Raw genomic sequence first — 16,987 nt, forward strand, 5'->3', positions numbered from 1 at the left:
CATAAAAAATGAAATTATTAGGGATAGTTATAACCTATTTTCCCGATTTTCCTGAAATAGTAAGTAACATCAATTCTTATATCAATGATATTGATACTTTGATTGTATGGGACAATACACCTAATCAAGGCAATGATCATCATGTTCAAAAACTGAAAAACATCAGTCCGAAAATTATCATTTTAGGAAATGGTGAAAATGTAGGTATTGGCTCCGCTTTGAATGTGGCTGTCAAAAGGCTTTTGGAAAATGATTACGATTTTTTAATCACTTTTGATCAGGATAGTTATTTCAAATCGGGAATGCTAGAGAAATATAAAGAAATTGTATTGAACAATAGCGACTCTACTATTGGAGTTTTTGGGGTAAATTACACATCACACGACAAGTTAGCTTACACAAATAATAATGACATACTGGTTGTGAAAGAATGTATCACATCTGGATCTATCTATCCTAAGTCAAGTTTTGAAACTGGTTTAGAGTTTGATGAGGATTTGTTTATTGATGGAATTGATTTTGATTTTTGCTACAATATATATAAGCAATCTGGATTACAGACAGTCATTCTCACAGATGTGGTTTTGAATCATAAGATCGGATATTCTGAAAATAATCTCAGAGGGAAAATATCAGATAATTACTCTGCATTTCGAACATTCTACCTGATAAAGAATCATATCTATCTTTGGAGAAGATATTCGGATGTTTATCCAATAAGGAAGAAGGTCCACTTGATTGTAAAATATATAGGGCTAAGGTGCATATCTATTTTGTTTTTTGAAAATGACAAATCTGCCAAGCTAAAATCGATTAGAAAAGGAATTAGTCAAGGTTTATCAAAAAGAATTAAGAAATAATAATCCTTAGTTTGTTGGAAATTCAAATTTCAATCCCTAATTTGAAATTTGAATTTTATGCATATAAAAATAAAAACTAATACATGAAAATAAGTGTTTGTATGGCCACGTACAATGGCGAAAAGTATGTTGAAGAACAATTACGTTCTATACTTGCACAATTAAAGGCTACGGATGAGATTGTGATTTCTGATGATAATTCTACAGATGATACTATTGAAATAATCAAAAGTATGAAAGACGACAGGATCAAAATATTTTACAATCTTCTTGAGAAAGGGTTTACTTCTAACTTTGAAAATGCTCTCAGAAATGCTGAGGGAGATATTATATTTCTATCTGACCAAGATGATGTATGGCTACCCAATAAAGTAGATACTATAGTAAATCATTTGCAAGATTATGACTTGGTTGTTAGTAATTCCAAGGTTACTGATGAATTTTTGAATGTAACCAATGAGTCATTTTTTAGTATCTTCAATTCAGGACCGGGTATCTTTAAAAATTTAGCATACAACACTTACTATGGCTATTCTATGGCATTTCAAAAAAAGGTTTTAGAAAGAGCACTACCATTTCCAAGGAATCGGGAAGTTGCTTTTGATATTTGGTTAGGTTTTGTTGCAGAGATCACGGGCAAAGTCAAATTTATAAACGAAACTCTTGTCTTGTATAGAAGAAATGAAAATACTGTAACAACGATAAAGAAAAGTGATAGACCATTGTCGGGAAAATTGTACAAAAGATTTATTATTTTTAAATATGTTGTCAAATTTTATTTTAAAACAAAATTTAAAAATGCTTAATGCGTTAAATCATATTGTTTTTTTTTATTATTAAAGTTATTATAATCTAACAAATACAATAAGATATTTAAAAATACATTATTTTTGATTGAATGATTTTTAAAAAATAGTAAATGAAGACTAAAATTTATTATATGTATCAGATATCTTGTCAACTTCTTCAGAAAATTATTTTTTCTAGTTTACTTCTGGTATTTGTACTTTTGGGAATTTCAAATTTTCTTTTCCCTCAAAAGACGATAGAGTTAGACCTTTCTCAAAAAACATCTGGACAAAAATCTGTTGTAGGATTTTTGCACTTCAATGATCTTAAAGCATTAGAAAACGATATAGTGGAATTGAAACCAGTTTATTGGCGGATAGGAAGCTCAATGGCAGAAAAAAGCAAGAGGGTAGAACAAATAAAAATATTAAAAGGATATAATATAAAACCTATTCTCGTAATAACTGATTTTTTTTATCACAAATCAACTCAATGGAAAAAACCTTACTTAGATAGAAATAACTTATTAAATCTCGTAGAGGAACTTTACAAGGAGAATGGGAATACTGTAGTCTACGATTTGTGGAACGAGCCAGACATAGAGGTTTTCTTCGAAGGGTCACGGCAAAACTTTTTTGAGACCTTTAAGCTAATTCATGACAAAATTAGATCGCTCCCCGGAGGCGAAAATGCTATTATTATGGGGCCTTCTACTTCATGGTTTGTTCAGGATTTTTTTGAAGATTTTCTCAATTATTGTAACAAGAATAATATCAGGTTGGATCTATTGAACTGGCACCAGAACTATGGTATTGATGATGCTATAAATATGGGTAAAACCATTAAACACGTTAGAGAAAATCTAATTCAAAAATATCCAAACTTAAAAATAAAAGATATTATAATCCCAGAATTTGCAGGGCCGGAGGATTATTTCAAGCCACTTACATCTCTTGCCTATGTAGCAGTTTTAGATAAAGAAGGAGTTGCAGGATGCAAAACCTGTGGTGATGCACCATCATATCAAAACGAAAATACTTGCTGGAACAATTCTATAGATGGATTATTGACGCCACAAGGTAAACCAAGATCTGTTTGGTGGGTTTATAAATATTATGCGGAAAGTCTAAGTAACAGACTTAGTACAAAGGTTGATTCAGATAGAACGGTCGCAATTTCTTACATGTCCCAAGATAAAAATTCCGCTAATATATTGTTTGGAAACTTGGGAAAAATCACTTCATCCATTCAGATCAATTTAAAAGCAGTAAAGAAATCCTCTTTGTTTTCACGATCAACTAAAGTTAATTATACACTTTTTAAAGTTCCTAATACTGAACAAAAAGAATTAACTTTGCCGATTAAAGTAAAGTCAGGCTCTGTAAATTTGAAAAATGATAATGCTAATATCAAGCTCAATAGTATTGATACAGAATCCGTTTATTTGTTAAAGATTAATAAATAAAACAACAACCCATTTTTATGAAAATCTTACACGTTGCAGAAGCTTTCAGTACAGGGATTTATACTTATTTGAGGGATTTGACATCTTATATGCTTAATCTTCATGGTGCTGGGAACTATGAAATTGTTGTCGTTTATAGTAAAAGAGATGTGTTAGATGAATCTAAGATCAAAGATGAGTTTTCGGATAAAATAAAATTTATCAAACTACAAATGACTCGGAACATCAGTCCGAAAACCGACTTCAAATCATTCCTAGAACTAAGAAAAATTTTAAAAGCAGAAAAACCCGATATTTTGCACCTTCACTCTTCGAAGGCAGGTGTGCTGGGCAGGATGGCGGCAGTCGGCATTCTGAAGCGAGATAAGATTTTCTATTCCCCTCATGGCTATGCTTTTTTAAGACAAGATATTTCGCCATCTACACAAAAATCATTTCGACTTATTGAGAAATATGTGCAATTTTTTTTCGGCGGAATTACAATTGGCTCTGGTGAAACCGAGCTTCAGTTTGCGAAGAGTATTGGAAAAACATATTTTGTTAGAAATGGAATTGACTTCAAAAACCAAAATTTCACTCAAGATAAAACAGAGAATAAAAGATTTACTGTAGGTACCATTGGTGTTCTTCATGCACAGAAAAATCCACAAGGATTCAATGAGATAGCGCTCAAAATGCCAGATGTCGATTTTGTTTGGATCGGGAATGGAGAATTGGCCAATGAGATTACTGCGCCTAACGTTACAATTACGGGTTGGGTTGGTACCAGACAAGAACTACTGAGCCGTACTTCAGCATTTGATGTATATTTGCAAGTTTCCCTTTGGGAAGGACTTTCAATAGCTATATTAGAAGCTATGGCATTAGGAAAACCTATCGTCGCAAGCAATATAGTTGGTAATAAGGACTCGGTAGAAGATGGCAAAACAGGATTTCTTATCAACTCTATGGATGAGGCCGTTGAGGCTATCAGGAAGTTGCAAAACGACGCTCTCCGACAAGAGATGGGAAAGGCTTCTTACAATCGTTGCAAAGATTTGTTCGATAAAGACAAAAATTTTGAAGCACTAATAAAAATTTATGAATCTTAGGAAATCTATTTTCAAAATAAATTTTTGAAGATAATCATTGCTTTATTGAGATTAACATATAGAAATAGATAAACTTTACAACTTTTATAAAAGTTGTATATTTTTGAAACTAATCAACACAATTAATGAATTATTTTATATTTGGAGGCTCAGGCTTCATAGGTACACATCTGATCAATCATTTAATAGATAAGCAACCAGATGCTAAAATTTACAATCTTGATATAAAAGAAAATCTGCACAATGGCAAATCTGTTTTTATTCACTGCGATGTAAGATCAGAAATTAATATTAATGTTCCTGTGTCTGAAAATGATATCATTTTTAATTTTTCCGCAGTTCATACAACACCAGGACATCCCGACCACGAATATTTTGAAACCAATATAAAAGGAGCAGAAAATGTAACAGCGTTCGCTGAAAAATTTAACATTAAAAAACTCCTTTTCACCTCATCTATCGCACCTTACGGTGCATCCGAGGATATAAAGGACGAGAGCACTCTGCCAATGCCAAATACTCCTTACGGTATATCAAAGTTGGTTGCAGAGAAAATCCATATGGTATGGCAGTCCAAGAAAGAAACCGAAAGACAACTTACCATTCTAAGACCTGGAGTTGTTTTTGGAAAGGGAGAAAACGGGAATTTCACCAGATTATACTGGGGCATCAAAAAGCACAGATTCTTCTATCCTGGTAGAAAGGATACTATTAAAGCAAGTATTTACGTCAAAGAACTAGTTCGTTTCATGATTTACAGGATTGAAAATGCCAGTCCAGGGAATGAGATTTACAATTGTACCTACGAACCAGCATTTACAATTGAACAAATTTCGAATACGATGATGAAGGCTACGGACATGCAACGCACCATCTTCAAGATTCCTAGCGGAATCTTGAAATTTGCAGCTACTGTAATTGGCGCTATGGGAGGTAAATCTTTCGGGATTCATCCAGATAGAGTGAAAAAGCTGATGATATCTACTAATATTACAGGGAAAAAGTTTAAAAATTCAGGATATGAATTTCATTACACTTTTGAAGAGGCAATCAGAGATTGGTACAAGGACAATGATAATTTATTTTTAAAGTAGAAGCTTAAAAAATTATAATTCGGGTTATGACATGTTTGTAATGTTCCATCTGTCCCTAGTATTCTGAAGCTTTAATATGAAAATACGAGCGAAAGAAATTCATCTACAATAGCTTGTGTAGGTTATTATCAAAATAGATCTATATATTTGATTAAGAATCTTTGCGTTATATTAGCTATTAAGCATTGAAATTTATATTTTTGCAGTTATAAAACTAAACCCAATGAAAACAACCAAAATTGGAATTACATTTTCTTCCTTCGATCTCCTGCATGCAGGGCATATCAAAATGTTGGAAGAAGCAAAAACAGTTTGTGACTATTTGATTGTTGGCCTTCAGCTAGATCCTACATTCGATCGTCCAAACAAAAACAAACCCACACAGACCATCGTTGAACGTTATATTCAACTAAAGGCTTGTAAAGATGTAGACGAGATTATTCCTTATAATACGGAAGAGGACTTGATGGATATTTTACAATCATTTGTGGTAGATGTAAGGATCATAGGTGATGATTACAGAGATAAAAATTTTACAGGCAAACAATATTGCGAGGACAAGGGAATCGAAATCTTTTTTAACAAGAGAGACCACAGGTTCTCCAGCTCAGCACTTAAAAAATCAGTATTTGAACAGGAATTAAAAAAACTTGATTCAACATTAGGAAAACAGATTGTATGAAAATAAAAGAAACACCACTCAAGGACTGTTATATCATAGAGCCAACTGTTTATGAAGACGAGAGAGGCTACTTTTTCGAAAAGTTCAATGAAAAAAAGTTTGAAGAATTAACAGGTCTCAATGGCCACTTCGTACAGGATAATATTTCAAAATCATCTTATGGCGTCCTAAGAGGATTGCATCTTCAAAAAGGAGAACATGCACAGGCCAAATTGGTCTCTTGTCTTGAGGGAAAAGTATATGATGTAGCTGTGGATCTAAGAGAAGATTCTCCTTCTTTTGGAAAATGGTTCGGAGTAGAACTGACACCAGAAAATAAACTTCAACTATATGTACCGAGAGGTTTTGGTCACGGTTTTTCTGTTCTGAGCGATACGGCGGTTTTTGCATATAAGTGTGATAATTTTTATAACAAAGAATCGGAAGGAGGTGTTCTTTGGAATGACAAAGATGTTAATGTAGATTGGAAACTTCCATTAGAACATGTTGTTTTGTCCGAGAAGGATGCTGTACTTTCCAAATTTTCTGAACACAATTTTTAATTTTATTTATTTTTAGTCATCAGTATTTAAATAAATATTATATTTGAATATAATAACTGAGTCATTTTCATAAATGGTTAGTAATTTGATGGAATTAAATTTATTTACATATTTTTAGAATATGCCTCTTCATTTCTTGAAAAAATTGACTAGATTTTTAATACTGGGGGATTATATTTTTATTAATGTTTTCTTTTTTTTAGGTATTAATTTTTTTATGGATCAAGCTGAATATTCAAAAATTCACGCGGACTATAAAACCCAGTTGATAATACTTAATTTTTCCTGGTACATCATTACCAGGTTCGTAAAACTGTACAATGACCCTTCCTATAGAGACTCTGCAAAACATTTCAATGCACTAAGCAAAGCACTTCTGCTATTCATTGTTTTCTTTTTTTTCAATTTCAATCTGATATATTCTAAAACCATAGATGTTTGGTTTTGTGTGAAATATCTTTTGTCTTTAACATTTATAATGGTTTTAACAAGGATAATAGTTTTTTTACTAAGAAAAAAGTATAGGATAAAAATTAGTAGAAAGCTCAATTCTATTAACACAATTCTTATTGGTAAAAATAGCTTCTCAAAGAAAATACTTTCTAATGATGATATTAGAACTTCAATGGGGATCAGAGGTTTTTATTCATTAGAGGGTACCAATGAAAAAGGTAAGTATTTGGGCGACGTCAAATGCCTGTTTAATGATTTGGAAAATAGTAAAATAGATAATATTGTTCTTTGTGATGATTCTATTGATGAGGAGATCTATAATGACATCGTTCAGATTGCTGAGCATAAAATGATTAGAATATACATCGTTCCGGATTTTAAATATATCAATATGGGAAATCATGCGATGGATGTCATTCAAGGTGTGCCTTTTCTGAAAATGATGCCGGAACCTCTTACTGATTCAGAAAACCAATTTTTCAAAAGATTTTTTGACGTTGTATTTTCCTTGTTTGTAATTGTTTTTGTACTTTCTTGGCTGATTCCAATTGTTGCACTGATTATTAAGTTAGAAAGTAAAGGGTCGGTATTCTTTCTTCAGAAGAGATCCGGAATCAAGAATGAACCTTTCAACTGTATTAAGTTTAGAAGTATGTCTATCAACAGACATTCTGATCATCTAAGTGCGAAAAAAGGCGATAGTAGGATCACAAAATTTGGTAAGTTTATGAGGAAAACTAGCATTGATGAACTGCCTCAGTTTATTAATGTTCTAATTGGAAATATGTCCGTAGTAGGACCAAGACCACACATGCTCTCCCAGACCAATCAATACTCCAAGATTACAAAGAAGTACATGTTGAGACACATTGTAAAGCCAGGGATCACCGGATGGGCACAAGTGATGGGCTCGCGTGGTGAGATATTTTCTGATAAGGATATGGAAAAAAGAGTAGAAAAAGATATCTGGTACATCCAGAATTGGTCATTCTTTTTGGATTTGAAAATAGTTTTCCTTACGTTTTATAATATTGTGAAAGGTGATGAGCAAGCTTACTAAAATATCCCTTATTTAAACAAGATATAAATATAAAGAACCAAATCACGGTTCTTTTTTTTATTCCTAAATTTGCAACCTCAAATTGAAGTCTTCCTAAAGCTTTCAATATCATTTATCATCTATCAATCATCATTTACATAAAGATGCGTACTAAATCAACAGGTAAGAAAAAAATAAATATCGTCACACTCGGATGTTCCAAAAACGTCTATGACTCAGAAGTTCTGATGGGTCAGCTGGAGGCCAATGGCAAAAGCGTGGTGCACGAGGAAAAAGGCGATATTGTAGTAATCAATACTTGTGGATTTATCGATAACGCAAAGGAGGAGAGTATCAACACGATTCTCGAATACGTAGATCTTAAGAATCAAGGTATTGTAGAAAAAGTTTTCGTGACAGGCTGCCTTTCCGAAAGATACAAACCAGATTTGGTTCGCGAAATTCCCGATGTCGACCAGTATTTCGGAACCCGAGATTTACCGATTTTATTAAAACATCTCGGCGCAGATTACAAGCATGAATTGGTGGGCGAGAGATTGACGACTACGCCAAAACATTACGCCTATCTCAAGATCTCCGAAGGCTGTGACAGGCCATGTTCGTTCTGCGCAATCCCGTTGATGAGAGGAAATCACATTTCTACACCAATCGAAAAGTTGGTCATCGAAACTCAAAAATTAGCAAAAAAAGGCGTGAAAGAATTGATCTTGATTGCTCAGGATTTGACCTTCTACGGACTTGATATCTACAAAAAAAGAGCATTAGGAGAACTTTTGCAAGAACTTATAAAAGTAGAAGGCATCGAGTGGATCAGGCTTCACTATGCCTTCCCGACAGGTTTCCCAGAAGACGTTTTGGACATCATCAGAAACGAACCGAAAATTTGCAACTACATCGATATCCCGCTTCAGCACATCAATACAGAACTATTAAAAGCTATGAAACGTGGAACCACTTTCGAAAAAACAAACACCTTGCTGGACAAGTTCCGTGAGAAAGTTCCGGATATGGCCATCAGAACCACTTTGATCGTCGGTTTCCCAGGCGAGACAGAAGAAAAATTCGAAGAGTTGAAACAATGGGTTCGCGATCAAAAATTCGACCGATTGGGCTGTTTCACCTATTCCCACGAGGAAAACACAACAGCCTACGTTTTGGAAGACAATATTCCAGACGAGGTGAAGCAGAGAAGAGTAGAAGAAATTATGGAAGTTCAGCAACAGATTTCTTGGGAAAAAAACCAAGAAAAAATTGGAAAAACCTTCAAATGCATCTTCGATAGGAAAGAAGGCGATTACTTCGTCGGCAGAACCGAGTACGATTCTCCGGACGTTGATAACACAGTTTTGGTGCCTGCAAAGGACGTTTACATCTCGATTGGAGAATTTGCAAACGTGAAAATCACATCAGCCGAAGACTACGATCTGATTGGGGAATTGGTTTAAATCACCTCCTACAACCAAAAATACAAGAGTTTGGATCAGTTCCAGACTCTTTTTTTACGTTTCAAATCCAAATTTTCATTAATTTTAAATCCAATTTTTAGGAGCTTGATCCCGCTGTCCACTATATCTTTTTTGTCATTGCGACCCACGTTTGCTTATCCATCTGAAACATTCTACCGCAATGCCAAAAAAGGATGCCGTTCCCATCGGGGCTATGGGTTTTCCAAACAATTTGAAACTTTGCCAATCAATTGAGGTTTTAGTAACAATAATAATTAATTTCGCTAATTATCAATTATCAATTATCAATTATCAATTATCAATTATCAATTATCAACCATCAACCAATGAAAAATTTCTGTGCATTTCTCCGTGGCGTCAATGTCAAAGGAACCAATATGAAAATGGCTGAGGTCTGCAAAGTCTTTTCAGATGCAGGAATGCAAAATGTTTCCTCAGTTTTGGCGAGTGGGAATATTTTGTTTCAGTCAGACACAAGTGTGATTAATTTGAAGGGAGTTTTAGAAAAAGCGATGTCAGAGCATTTTAATTATGATGCTTTTCTTTTCCTCAAAAACGAAAACGAAATCAATGATATTCTCGCAAAAAATCCATTTCCGGCGATAGAAGATTTCCACAACTACATCTTTCTCGGAAGCGAAAAAGTAGAAGAAACTTTGCTAGAAGAATTCGAAAAAGCCACAAAAGAAGAAGGCGAAAAAGGAAAAATCATCAACAATATTTTCTATTGGCAAGTTCCAAAAGGACAAACCCTCAACTCTACTTTCGGAAAAGTCCTCGGCAAAAAAAGCCTGAAAGATAAAATGACAAGCCGGAATATTAATACTTTTGAGAAAATCATTAAGAAATTCTGAAAATATCATTTGCCAATTCAAAAATATCAACCCCTTCAGAGTTCAAAACTCTGAAGGGGTTTTTCATAAGTGGAGTAAGTTTTCTCTTTAATCCGTATATTTGTACTAGATTTTGGAGACAAAACGAAAAGTCTAAAATCTAATTTCTCACATCTAATATCTATAACTAAATGATACAATATCTGGACAAAATCCATCACAAAGATTCCAAAAACTTTTTCTTGATTGCTGGCCCTTGCGCTATCGAGGACGAAACAATGGCTTTGCAAATCGCCGAAAAGATTGTGAAACTTTCTGATAAATACAATATTCCATACATCTTCAAAGGAAGTTTCCGAAAGGCCAACAGAAGTCGCGTAGATTCTTTCACAGGAATTGGTGACGAAAAAGCTTTGAAGATTCTAAGAAAAGTAGGAGAGACTTTCAACGTTCCTACCACTACAGATATCCACGAAAACGAACACGCCGCAATGGCAGCAGAATATGTAGATGTTTTGCAAATTCCAGCTTTTTTAGTGAGACAAACCGATTTGCTGATTGCCGCCGCACAAACAGGAAAAGCTGTCAGTTTGAAAAAAGGACAATTTCTTTCACCGGAAGCTATGCAGTTTGCAGTGCAAAAAGTGAGAGATTCTGGGAATGACAAAACAGCGATCATCGAAAGAGGAAACACATTTGGCTACGGCGATTTGGTGGTAGATTTCCGTGGGATTCCGACAATGAGAGCATATTCGCCCGTGATTTTGGACGTGACGCACTCACTTCAACAACCCAATCAAAGTTCTGGCGTGACGGGCGGAAGACCAGAATTGATAGAAACAATCGCCAAAGCAGGAATTGCAGTTGGTGCAGACGGATTGTTCATCGAAACGCATCCTGACCCATCGGTTGCAAAATCGGACGGCGCCAATATGCTAAAACTCGATTTGCTGGATGATCTGCTCGGAAAACTGACAAGAGTTCGAGAAGCGATACTTTAAAAATTTAAAATAATAAAATTTTAAAATCCGGGCAATTCCGGATTTTTTTGTTCAAATATGAAATCAATTGAGATTGGAAACTTAATATTTCTTAAAACTTCAACAATTATTCTGAAACAAATCAATTTTCTGTATAAGAATTATAATTATTCTTTCGTTCTTTAGATTAATTGTTATTTTTGCTGATACAAGCCATTTTTTAAAATCAAAAAACCAAAGCTTTGAAAAACTATATTCTCTTAATTCTTTTCTTCTTGCCATTTTTGGCGTTTTCTCAAATTAATTTAAAGGTCTTGGACGAAGATGGAAAGGCCGTTTCTGAAGCAGAAGTCACTTACAACAACCAAACTTATCAAACCGATAAAAACGGAAACGTACGAGTTCCACTTTCAGATTCGGAGCAGACTTTGAGCGTGCAGAAAGAAAACTTTAAAGGTTTTTCAAAGGTCATCAAGCCAACACCGAAATCGCAGAGTGTGAACGTTCTTTTTCTGCCATCAATCAAAGAAAATGAAATTCAGGAAGTTGTTTTTCAAAAACAGAAAAAATTCAAAACCAACGATATTACTTCAATCGAAATTTCCGCGAAAGAAGCGAGAGAAGTTGCATCATTAGCTGGTGGTGTAGAAGGACTTTTAAAAAGTTTACCTTATGTAAATTCCAATGCTGAATTGAGTTCTCAATATATGGTAAGAGGAGGAAGTTATGACGAAAATTTGATTTACATCAATGACATCGAACTTTATCGTCCGTTTTTGATTCGTAATTCTTTGCAGGAAGGGATGAGTATCATCAATCCAGATATGGTTTCGACCATTAACTTTTCGCCTGGTGGATTTGAACCGAGATACGGTGATAAAATGTCATCTGCACTTAATATTTATTATAGAAAACCAGAAAAATTCGAAGTTTCCGGAGAAGCGAGTTTGATTGGCGGACGTTTGACAACAGGCTTTGCATCGAAGGATAAAAAATTCACAGGAATAGTTTCCGGACGTTACAGAAACACGAATCTCGTTTTGAATACTTTGAATGAAGATACAGATTTCAACCCGAGATATATGGATCTGCAGTCTTATCTTAATTATCAATTTAATGAAAAATGGTCTTTGTCATTTTTAGGATATTATGCAAAGAACGATTATCAGATGTATCCAAAGCAGAAAGAAGTAGATTTCGGAAGTGTTTTGCAACCTTTGAGATTGACAGTTTTTTATAATGGACAGGAAGATGACCAGTACAAAAATATGATGGGAACGGTGAGTGTGAACTTCAAGCCAAGCAAAAAATGGCAGTTTTCACTCGATAATTTCGCTTATCAAAACAGAGAGAGAGAATACTATTCCATCGCATCGGGCTACATCTTGGAAGCTTTCGACGAGGAGGGAAATCCCGTTGCTGGTTACGATGCTGGCGGACAAATTGACCACGCGAGAAATGACTTATTAGTGCGTGTGGCTGGTTCACAATTCAGAACCAAATTTTCTCCGGATGTGAACACAGATTTTGAATTTGGTGTGAAATACGAAAGAGAAAGCATCAAAGATTTCACCAATGAGTGGCAGTTTGTAGATTCCATCGGTTACAGCAATCCAAGAGATTTTGTGATTCCGGGAAATCTTGATACATCTAATCTTAATCTAATGTATCACATCGCAGGGCAAAACGACATCAACACAACAAGAGTTTCTGCTTACGCACAGTTTTCTAAAAAATTCTATTGGGGAAGCAACCGTATCTTCGTGAATGGAGGTGCAAGAATCCAGAATTGGAACTTCAACAAGGAAACATTATTCAGCCCGAGAGCGCAGTTTGCCATCAAGCCGAACTGGGATATGGATATGTTGTTCAGATTGGCTGGAGGGGTTTATTATCAGGCGCCATTTTACAAAGAAATCAAAGATTTGACGGGCGCTTTCAATCCGGATATTACGGCTCAGAAGTCTTACCAGATTATCCTAGCCAACGATTATGAATTCCAATTCAAAGAAAGAAAATTCAAATTGACGACTGAGGCTTATTATAAAAAAATGGAAAATTTGATTCCTTATTATATGGATAATGTGAGAGTTAGATATTCCGGAAAAAATAATTCCGAAGGGTATGCTTACGGTTTGGATGCGAGATTGTTTGGAGAGTTCGTTCCAGGAATCGATTCTTACATTTCTGCGAGTTACGCGAGAGTTTATGAGAATATCGAAGGAATGGGTTACATCCCGAGACCTACGGACCAGCGTTTTAGATTTGCAATGTTCTATCAGGATTATATGCCGAAGTTCCCAAGTATGCGCGTGAACTTGACGTTGACTTACGCAAGTGGATTGCCTTCCGGAACACCGGTTTTATTTGATGGCAACGGCGTTCCAGATTATTTGGCCGCTTACCGTTATCAAAAAACTTTGCCAGCTTACAAAAGAGTTGATATTGGTTTGACAAAGGTTTTCATCGACCAAAAAGACAACAAAGCGAGCGGAAACTTCTGGGGCAAATTCAAGGAATTGACTTTGGGTGTTCAGATTTTCAACGCGTTCAACATCAACAATACGATTGCAAACCAATGGATAAGCGATGTGAATGCATCTCCGCAAATGTATTATCCAGTGCCTGTTAGATTGACGGGAAGATTCTTCAACGTGAAGTTGGAGTTCAAATTGTAATTTTAAATTTTGGAAAAATGGAAAAACCAGAAGGTCTTGCTCATCTGAGTGATGAAGTGCTTACAAAAAGTTACAATACGGCGAAAGGCATTTTGATTGGATTCATCGTCGTTTTCGTCTTGCTGTTTGCCACTGCGATTTTCATTACCATCAAAAAAGGTTTTGGGGTTTTTACAATTTTGCCAATCGTTTTTATGTCGGTCTTGATGAGTAATATCACCAATTTTAATAAGTTAAAAGAAGAGATGAAAAACAGGAATTTGATTTAGCCATTACTTTAATATGAATACCAAAAGCTTCCAAACCGGAAGCTTTTTTTTGTCTAATGATCACATTCTCCAAAGACTCCATTTCGATTTGATCGCCGATGGATTCAAAGTTTTAATTTTATCATAAAAGTCACGAAAACTCTTGTTCCAAATCGTGTAATTGTGCGCAAATTTGAAAACCAATTCTTTGTTTTCGACATTGATCTTGACCTGCCAAATAGTTCTATTATTAATATTGATTGCGGTTCTGCTCAGTTCAGTGATGTCTTTCAAATTGAACTTTGCCGTTCTATTTTCTGGATTGATGGCGTAGAAATTATCATTGTCGAAGTAAAATTCATCATCACTCAATAATTTTTTTTCCAATCCGAATAGAAATGGTTTGGTTGAGATTTTAATTAAATCCTTTGGAATCGAATTGCTATAACTAATATTCTGATTGCTCGGTTTGAAACCTACAAAGTATTTTTTGTAAACTTCCCGACCAATCAAAAAAGCAAAAACAAAACTTGACAATACAACGGCAATCAAATAATTGTCATTAATCGAACTCATCGCCAGTGTGATTCCAACGAGGAATATCGCGTACAAAAGGACTATTAGAATGATTCTTTTTATCATAGTTTATCACTTCCATTTTTCGGACCACTTTTTTTCCTCTGGCGTCAGGTCATTCACGTTTGGGATATATTTCGGGTCAGGAATATACCAATCGAGGCCTTCGAAATAACTTTTCAGTTCAGGATTCTGGAAGATGTAGCCTCGTCTTGCAAACGGAAGATTTTTTAGAAGCTTTTTTTCAAATTCAGTTTTTGGCTCGGCAATATTTCCCGATTGGTAATAGGAGTGTGGCAAATACGCAAAATCCTGAACGCCAATGGAATTGACCGAATACACAAAAAGATCACCATTTGGTTTAAAATTAATTTTCTTAAAAATAACCTTCCCTTTTTGAATGTGAAATTTCAAAGCATCTCTTTCTATAAATGAGTTAGGACTTCCTTTTACATTTTCAGTTTTTCCAACGCCGTCGATTTTCCATTCATTGGCATCTTTAAAAAAACTTTTGTTGATGGAGAACGTTTCAAAATCGCCATTGTCTATAATCAAAGTGAAATCATCGATATGATTGTTTCCCCAACGTTTCGCCGGAGAAAGTGCGTATTCAAAATCGTAATTGTAGTCAATAGAACCCGAAACATCGTATTTGTAAGTATGCTTGATGATATTCAGACCTTTTTTGAAATGGGCTACAAAATGATAGACGTAGAAAAAATCCACATAGTTTCCGCTTTTGTTTCCTTCAAAATTCTTAAAATCGATAGCCTTGATTTTCCCCGCGTTATTGTACAAATTGTCAGAAACGTAGGCAACTTTGTAGTTTAATTTTTCTTGATTAAGTTCCACCGTGAAGTCGCTCATATATGGATGTTTCCCATTTTTCGGAGCGCCTTCCACATCGCCTTGCGGAGAGAAAGCTTCGAAACCGACAGTCAATGTTTTGGCTTCTTTTGGATTGAAAAATTCGTAGTAAACCGTCACTTCTATGTATTTATTCTTGATTTTTTTCAAAGTCAGAATTTCTTTTTTGACAGAAATGTTGGTTTCAGAAATCGGAATGAGTTGATTTCCTTTGGCGAAAAAAGCACCATCATTTGCCAAAATCAAATTGGGCAAAAGCATCAATAAAATTAAGAGTGCAAGATTTTTCATTCTTTTGTTTTTATTAGAGTCTGTCTAAAATTATTGAAATTTCATTTTTAATTAATATTTGTCTGCCCCAACCCTAAAAGGAGCAAAAATCAATTAAAAATGCTATCAAAATTACTCCCTTTAGGGTTGGGGAAATAATTTTGATGGAATTTTAAACAGGCTCTTGATGAATATATCAAAATTACTTTTACTGTAGATCTTTCCTAAGGAATTGTCGAAGTGATGGTTCTGGAAATTAATTTGTTATCCTTCACGCAAAAGGTAATGTTGTAACTATCTCCACCGTCACCCGCATTTAAAACAATGTACAACTCACCTTTGTTTCCAATGTAAACAAGTGAGTTTTCAGCATCAGTTCCCATCAGATTTTTGAAACTGGATTTCGGAAAATTGTAAGTTCGATTTTTTGATTTGACAGTTATATTTTTAATTTCCGTTGTATCTCCGCCATAATAGTTAAAAACTTTCTCGTCATCAATGTTGTAAAATCCTTTATCAGATTGGGTTATTTTATGTTTAGATTTATTGAAAGCTAGGGTTTCTATAATGATTTCAAAATCTTTATTTCGATGACTAGCTTTGTTAGGATTTAATTCTTTTTTTTCAAATTTTGGTAAACTTTCCAGTTCTACCAATCGACTTTTGTGAATATAACCTGTTTTCTCTTCGCCTTCAAATTTTGTAAAGCCTAAATTTTCATTGATGTTAAGGGGAAATTTTACAGCAATCCAATCTTTCGATTTATTCTCTTCATCTTGCACATAACTGTCAATCGCAAAAACTTGATGTTCTACAATTTTCCCAATTATTTTGGAGTTTTGATATGTTTTTTCGCGCACATTGGTGTAGCCATCATTATCATCAATGATGCAAAGTTGCGCTTGATAAACTCCAGTGAAAAGAAGAGAAATAAATAATAATAATATTTTCATATTATCAGATGATTTTATTTGAAGGTATTTCAAACTTGCAACAAGATATGTTCCACTCAGAAATGATTTTCAGAATGTTA

General features: G+C 34.5%; 17 protein-coding genes. 13 read left to right on the top strand and 4 right to left on the bottom strand.

The window, feature by feature from the left end; all coding sequences use genetic code 11:
• Positions 1-8 precede the first annotated feature (8 nt).
• The 11 genes from IO90_RS11820 (at position 9) to kdsA (ending at position 11,336) form a co-directional block, all read left to right on the top strand.
• The gene (locus IO90_RS11820; protein ID WP_034966690.1) at positions 9-860 is read left to right on the top strand and encodes a glycosyltransferase; all 852 of its coding nucleotides are present in this window, start codon (positions 9-11) and stop codon (positions 858-860) included.
• An 83-nt stretch (positions 861-943) separates the two neighbouring features.
• Positions 944-1,666: a glycosyltransferase family 2 protein gene (locus IO90_RS11825; protein WP_034966692.1), complete on the top strand. Its 723-nt coding sequence runs from the start codon at positions 944-946 to the stop codon at positions 1,664-1,666.
• Between the two features lie 113 nt (positions 1,667-1,779).
• Positions 1,780-3,114: a GH39 family glycosyl hydrolase gene (locus IO90_RS11830; protein ID WP_034966693.1), complete on the top strand. Its 1,335-nt coding sequence runs from the start codon at positions 1,780-1,782 to the stop codon at positions 3,112-3,114.
• Positions 3,115-3,131: 17 nt separating this feature from the next.
• The gene (locus IO90_RS11835) at positions 3,132-4,205 is read left to right on the top strand and encodes a glycosyltransferase (protein WP_034966695.1); all 1,074 of its coding nucleotides are present in this window, start codon (positions 3,132-3,134) and stop codon (positions 4,203-4,205) included.
• 125 nt (positions 4,206-4,330) lie between these two features.
• Complete coding sequence (locus tag IO90_RS11840) at positions 4,331-5,299, top strand: NAD-dependent epimerase/dehydratase family protein (RefSeq protein ID WP_034966697.1); 969 nt, start codon at positions 4,331-4,333, stop codon at positions 5,297-5,299.
• A 223-nt stretch (positions 5,300-5,522) separates the two neighbouring features.
• Positions 5,523-5,981: an adenylyltransferase/cytidyltransferase family protein gene (locus IO90_RS11845; RefSeq protein ID WP_034966699.1), complete on the top strand. Its 459-nt coding sequence runs from the start codon at positions 5,523-5,525 to the stop codon at positions 5,979-5,981.
• A complete protein-coding gene (gene rfbC / locus IO90_RS11850) occupies positions 5,978-6,523 on the top strand; it encodes a dTDP-4-dehydrorhamnose 3,5-epimerase (protein ID WP_034966701.1) in 546 nt (181 codons plus the stop codon). The genes IO90_RS11845 and rfbC overlap by 4 nt, the downstream gene beginning before the upstream one ends.
• A 121-nt stretch (positions 6,524-6,644) precedes the next feature.
• Complete coding sequence (locus IO90_RS11855) at positions 6,645-8,036, top strand: exopolysaccharide biosynthesis polyprenyl glycosylphosphotransferase (protein WP_051878597.1); 1,392 nt, start codon at positions 6,645-6,647, stop codon at positions 8,034-8,036.
• Positions 8,037-8,179: 143 nt separating this feature from the next.
• The gene (rimO, locus tag IO90_RS11860; RefSeq protein ID WP_034966704.1) at positions 8,180-9,481 is read left to right on the top strand and encodes a 30S ribosomal protein S12 methylthiotransferase RimO; all 1,302 of its coding nucleotides are present in this window, start codon (positions 8,180-8,182) and stop codon (positions 9,479-9,481) included.
• Between the two features lie 347 nt (positions 9,482-9,828).
• Positions 9,829-10,356, top strand: coding sequence for a DUF1697 domain-containing protein (locus IO90_RS11865; protein WP_034966707.1), 528 nt, complete (start codon positions 9,829-9,831; stop codon positions 10,354-10,356).
• A gap of 170 nt (positions 10,357-10,526) precedes the next feature.
• Positions 10,527-11,336, top strand: a complete 810-nt coding sequence (gene kdsA, locus IO90_RS11870) for a 3-deoxy-8-phosphooctulonate synthase (protein WP_034966710.1) — start codon at positions 10,527-10,529, stop codon at positions 11,334-11,336.
• 99 nt (positions 11,337-11,435) lie between these two features.
• Here the strand turns inward: kdsA and IO90_RS19250 are convergent, their stop codons facing one another.
• Complete coding sequence (locus tag IO90_RS19250; protein WP_081871814.1) at positions 11,436-11,597, bottom strand: PH domain-containing protein; 162 nt, start codon at positions 11,595-11,597, stop codon at positions 11,436-11,438.
• A 188-nt stretch (positions 11,598-11,785) separates the two neighbouring features.
• On the opposite strand from IO90_RS19250, the gene IO90_RS11875 reads away from it, so the two are divergent.
• Together IO90_RS11875 and IO90_RS11880 are read left to right on the top strand one after the other, a co-directional pair.
• Positions 11,786-13,993, top strand: coding sequence for a TonB-dependent receptor plug domain-containing protein (locus IO90_RS11875; RefSeq protein WP_410492594.1), 2,208 nt, complete (start codon positions 11,786-11,788; stop codon positions 13,991-13,993).
• Positions 13,994-14,010: 17 nt separating this feature from the next.
• Positions 14,011-14,262 (top strand): hypothetical protein, encoded by a 252-nt coding sequence (locus IO90_RS11880; RefSeq protein ID WP_034966712.1) that lies wholly within the window; start codon positions 14,011-14,013, stop codon positions 14,260-14,262.
• Between the two features lie 60 nt (positions 14,263-14,322).
• Here the strand turns inward: IO90_RS11880 and IO90_RS18430 are convergent, their stop codons facing one another.
• From IO90_RS18430 to IO90_RS11895, 3 genes are all read right to left on the bottom strand, one after another.
• On the bottom strand, positions 14,323-14,883 hold the full coding sequence (locus IO90_RS18430; protein ID WP_131450870.1) for a hypothetical protein: 561 nt from the start codon (positions 14,881-14,883) through the stop codon (positions 14,323-14,325).
• 6 nt (positions 14,884-14,889) lie between these two features.
• On the bottom strand, positions 14,890-15,975 hold the full coding sequence (locus IO90_RS11890; RefSeq protein ID WP_034966715.1) for a YARHG domain-containing protein: 1,086 nt from the start codon (positions 15,973-15,975) through the stop codon (positions 14,890-14,892).
• A 203-nt stretch (positions 15,976-16,178) separates the two neighbouring features.
• A complete protein-coding gene (locus tag IO90_RS11895; protein WP_034966718.1) occupies positions 16,179-16,907 on the bottom strand; it encodes a hypothetical protein in 729 nt (242 codons plus the stop codon).
• Between the last annotated feature and the right edge of the window lie 80 nt (positions 16,908-16,987).

This window comes from Chryseobacterium sp. FH1 (genome assembly GCF_000735135.1).
In the GTDB taxonomy this organism is placed as follows: domain Bacteria; phylum Bacteroidota; class Bacteroidia; order Flavobacteriales; family Weeksellaceae; genus Epilithonimonas.

What these genes read in the sequence shown, in the direction of transcription:
- IO90_RS11895 (WP_034966718.1), bottom strand. Translation starts at nt 16,907, where the DNA reads ATGAAAATATTATTATTATTTATTTCTCTTCTTTTCACTGGAGTTTAT.
- IO90_RS11835 (WP_034966695.1), top strand. Translation starts at nt 3,132, where the DNA reads ATGAAAATCTTACACGTTGCAGAAGCTTTCAGTACAGGGATTTATACT.
- IO90_RS11825 (WP_034966692.1), top strand. Translation starts at nt 944, where the DNA reads ATGAAAATAAGTGTTTGTATGGCCACGTACAATGGCGAAAAGTATGTT.
- IO90_RS11840 (WP_034966697.1), top strand. Translation starts at nt 4,331, where the DNA reads ATGAATTATTTTATATTTGGAGGCTCAGGCTTCATAGGTACACATCTG.
- IO90_RS11890 (WP_034966715.1), bottom strand. Translation starts at nt 15,975, where the DNA reads ATGAAAAATCTTGCACTCTTAATTTTATTGATGCTTTTGCCCAATTTG.
- IO90_RS11865 (WP_034966707.1), top strand. Translation starts at nt 9,829, where the DNA reads ATGAAAAATTTCTGTGCATTTCTCCGTGGCGTCAATGTCAAAGGAACC.
- IO90_RS18430 (WP_131450870.1), bottom strand. Translation starts at nt 14,883, where the DNA reads ATGATAAAAAGAATCATTCTAATAGTCCTTTTGTACGCGATATTCCTC.
- IO90_RS11845 (WP_034966699.1), top strand. Translation starts at nt 5,523, where the DNA reads ATGAAAACAACCAAAATTGGAATTACATTTTCTTCCTTCGATCTCCTG.
- rimO (WP_034966704.1), top strand. Translation starts at nt 8,180, where the DNA reads ATGCGTACTAAATCAACAGGTAAGAAAAAAATAAATATCGTCACACTC.
- IO90_RS19250 (WP_081871814.1), bottom strand. Translation starts at nt 11,597, where the DNA reads ATGGCAAGAAGAAAAGAATTAAGAGAATATAGTTTTTCAAAGCTTTGG.
- rfbC (WP_034966701.1), top strand. Translation starts at nt 5,978, where the DNA reads ATGAAAATAAAAGAAACACCACTCAAGGACTGTTATATCATAGAGCCA.
- IO90_RS11820 (WP_034966690.1), top strand. Translation starts at nt 9, where the DNA reads ATGAAATTATTAGGGATAGTTATAACCTATTTTCCCGATTTTCCTGAA.
- IO90_RS11855 (WP_051878597.1), top strand. Translation starts at nt 6,645, where the DNA reads ATGCCTCTTCATTTCTTGAAAAAATTGACTAGATTTTTAATACTGGGG.
- IO90_RS11830 (WP_034966693.1), top strand. Translation starts at nt 1,780, where the DNA reads ATGAAGACTAAAATTTATTATATGTATCAGATATCTTGTCAACTTCTT.
- kdsA (WP_034966710.1), top strand. Translation starts at nt 10,527, where the DNA reads ATGATACAATATCTGGACAAAATCCATCACAAAGATTCCAAAAACTTT.
- IO90_RS11880 (WP_034966712.1), top strand. Translation starts at nt 14,011, where the DNA reads ATGGAAAAACCAGAAGGTCTTGCTCATCTGAGTGATGAAGTGCTTACA.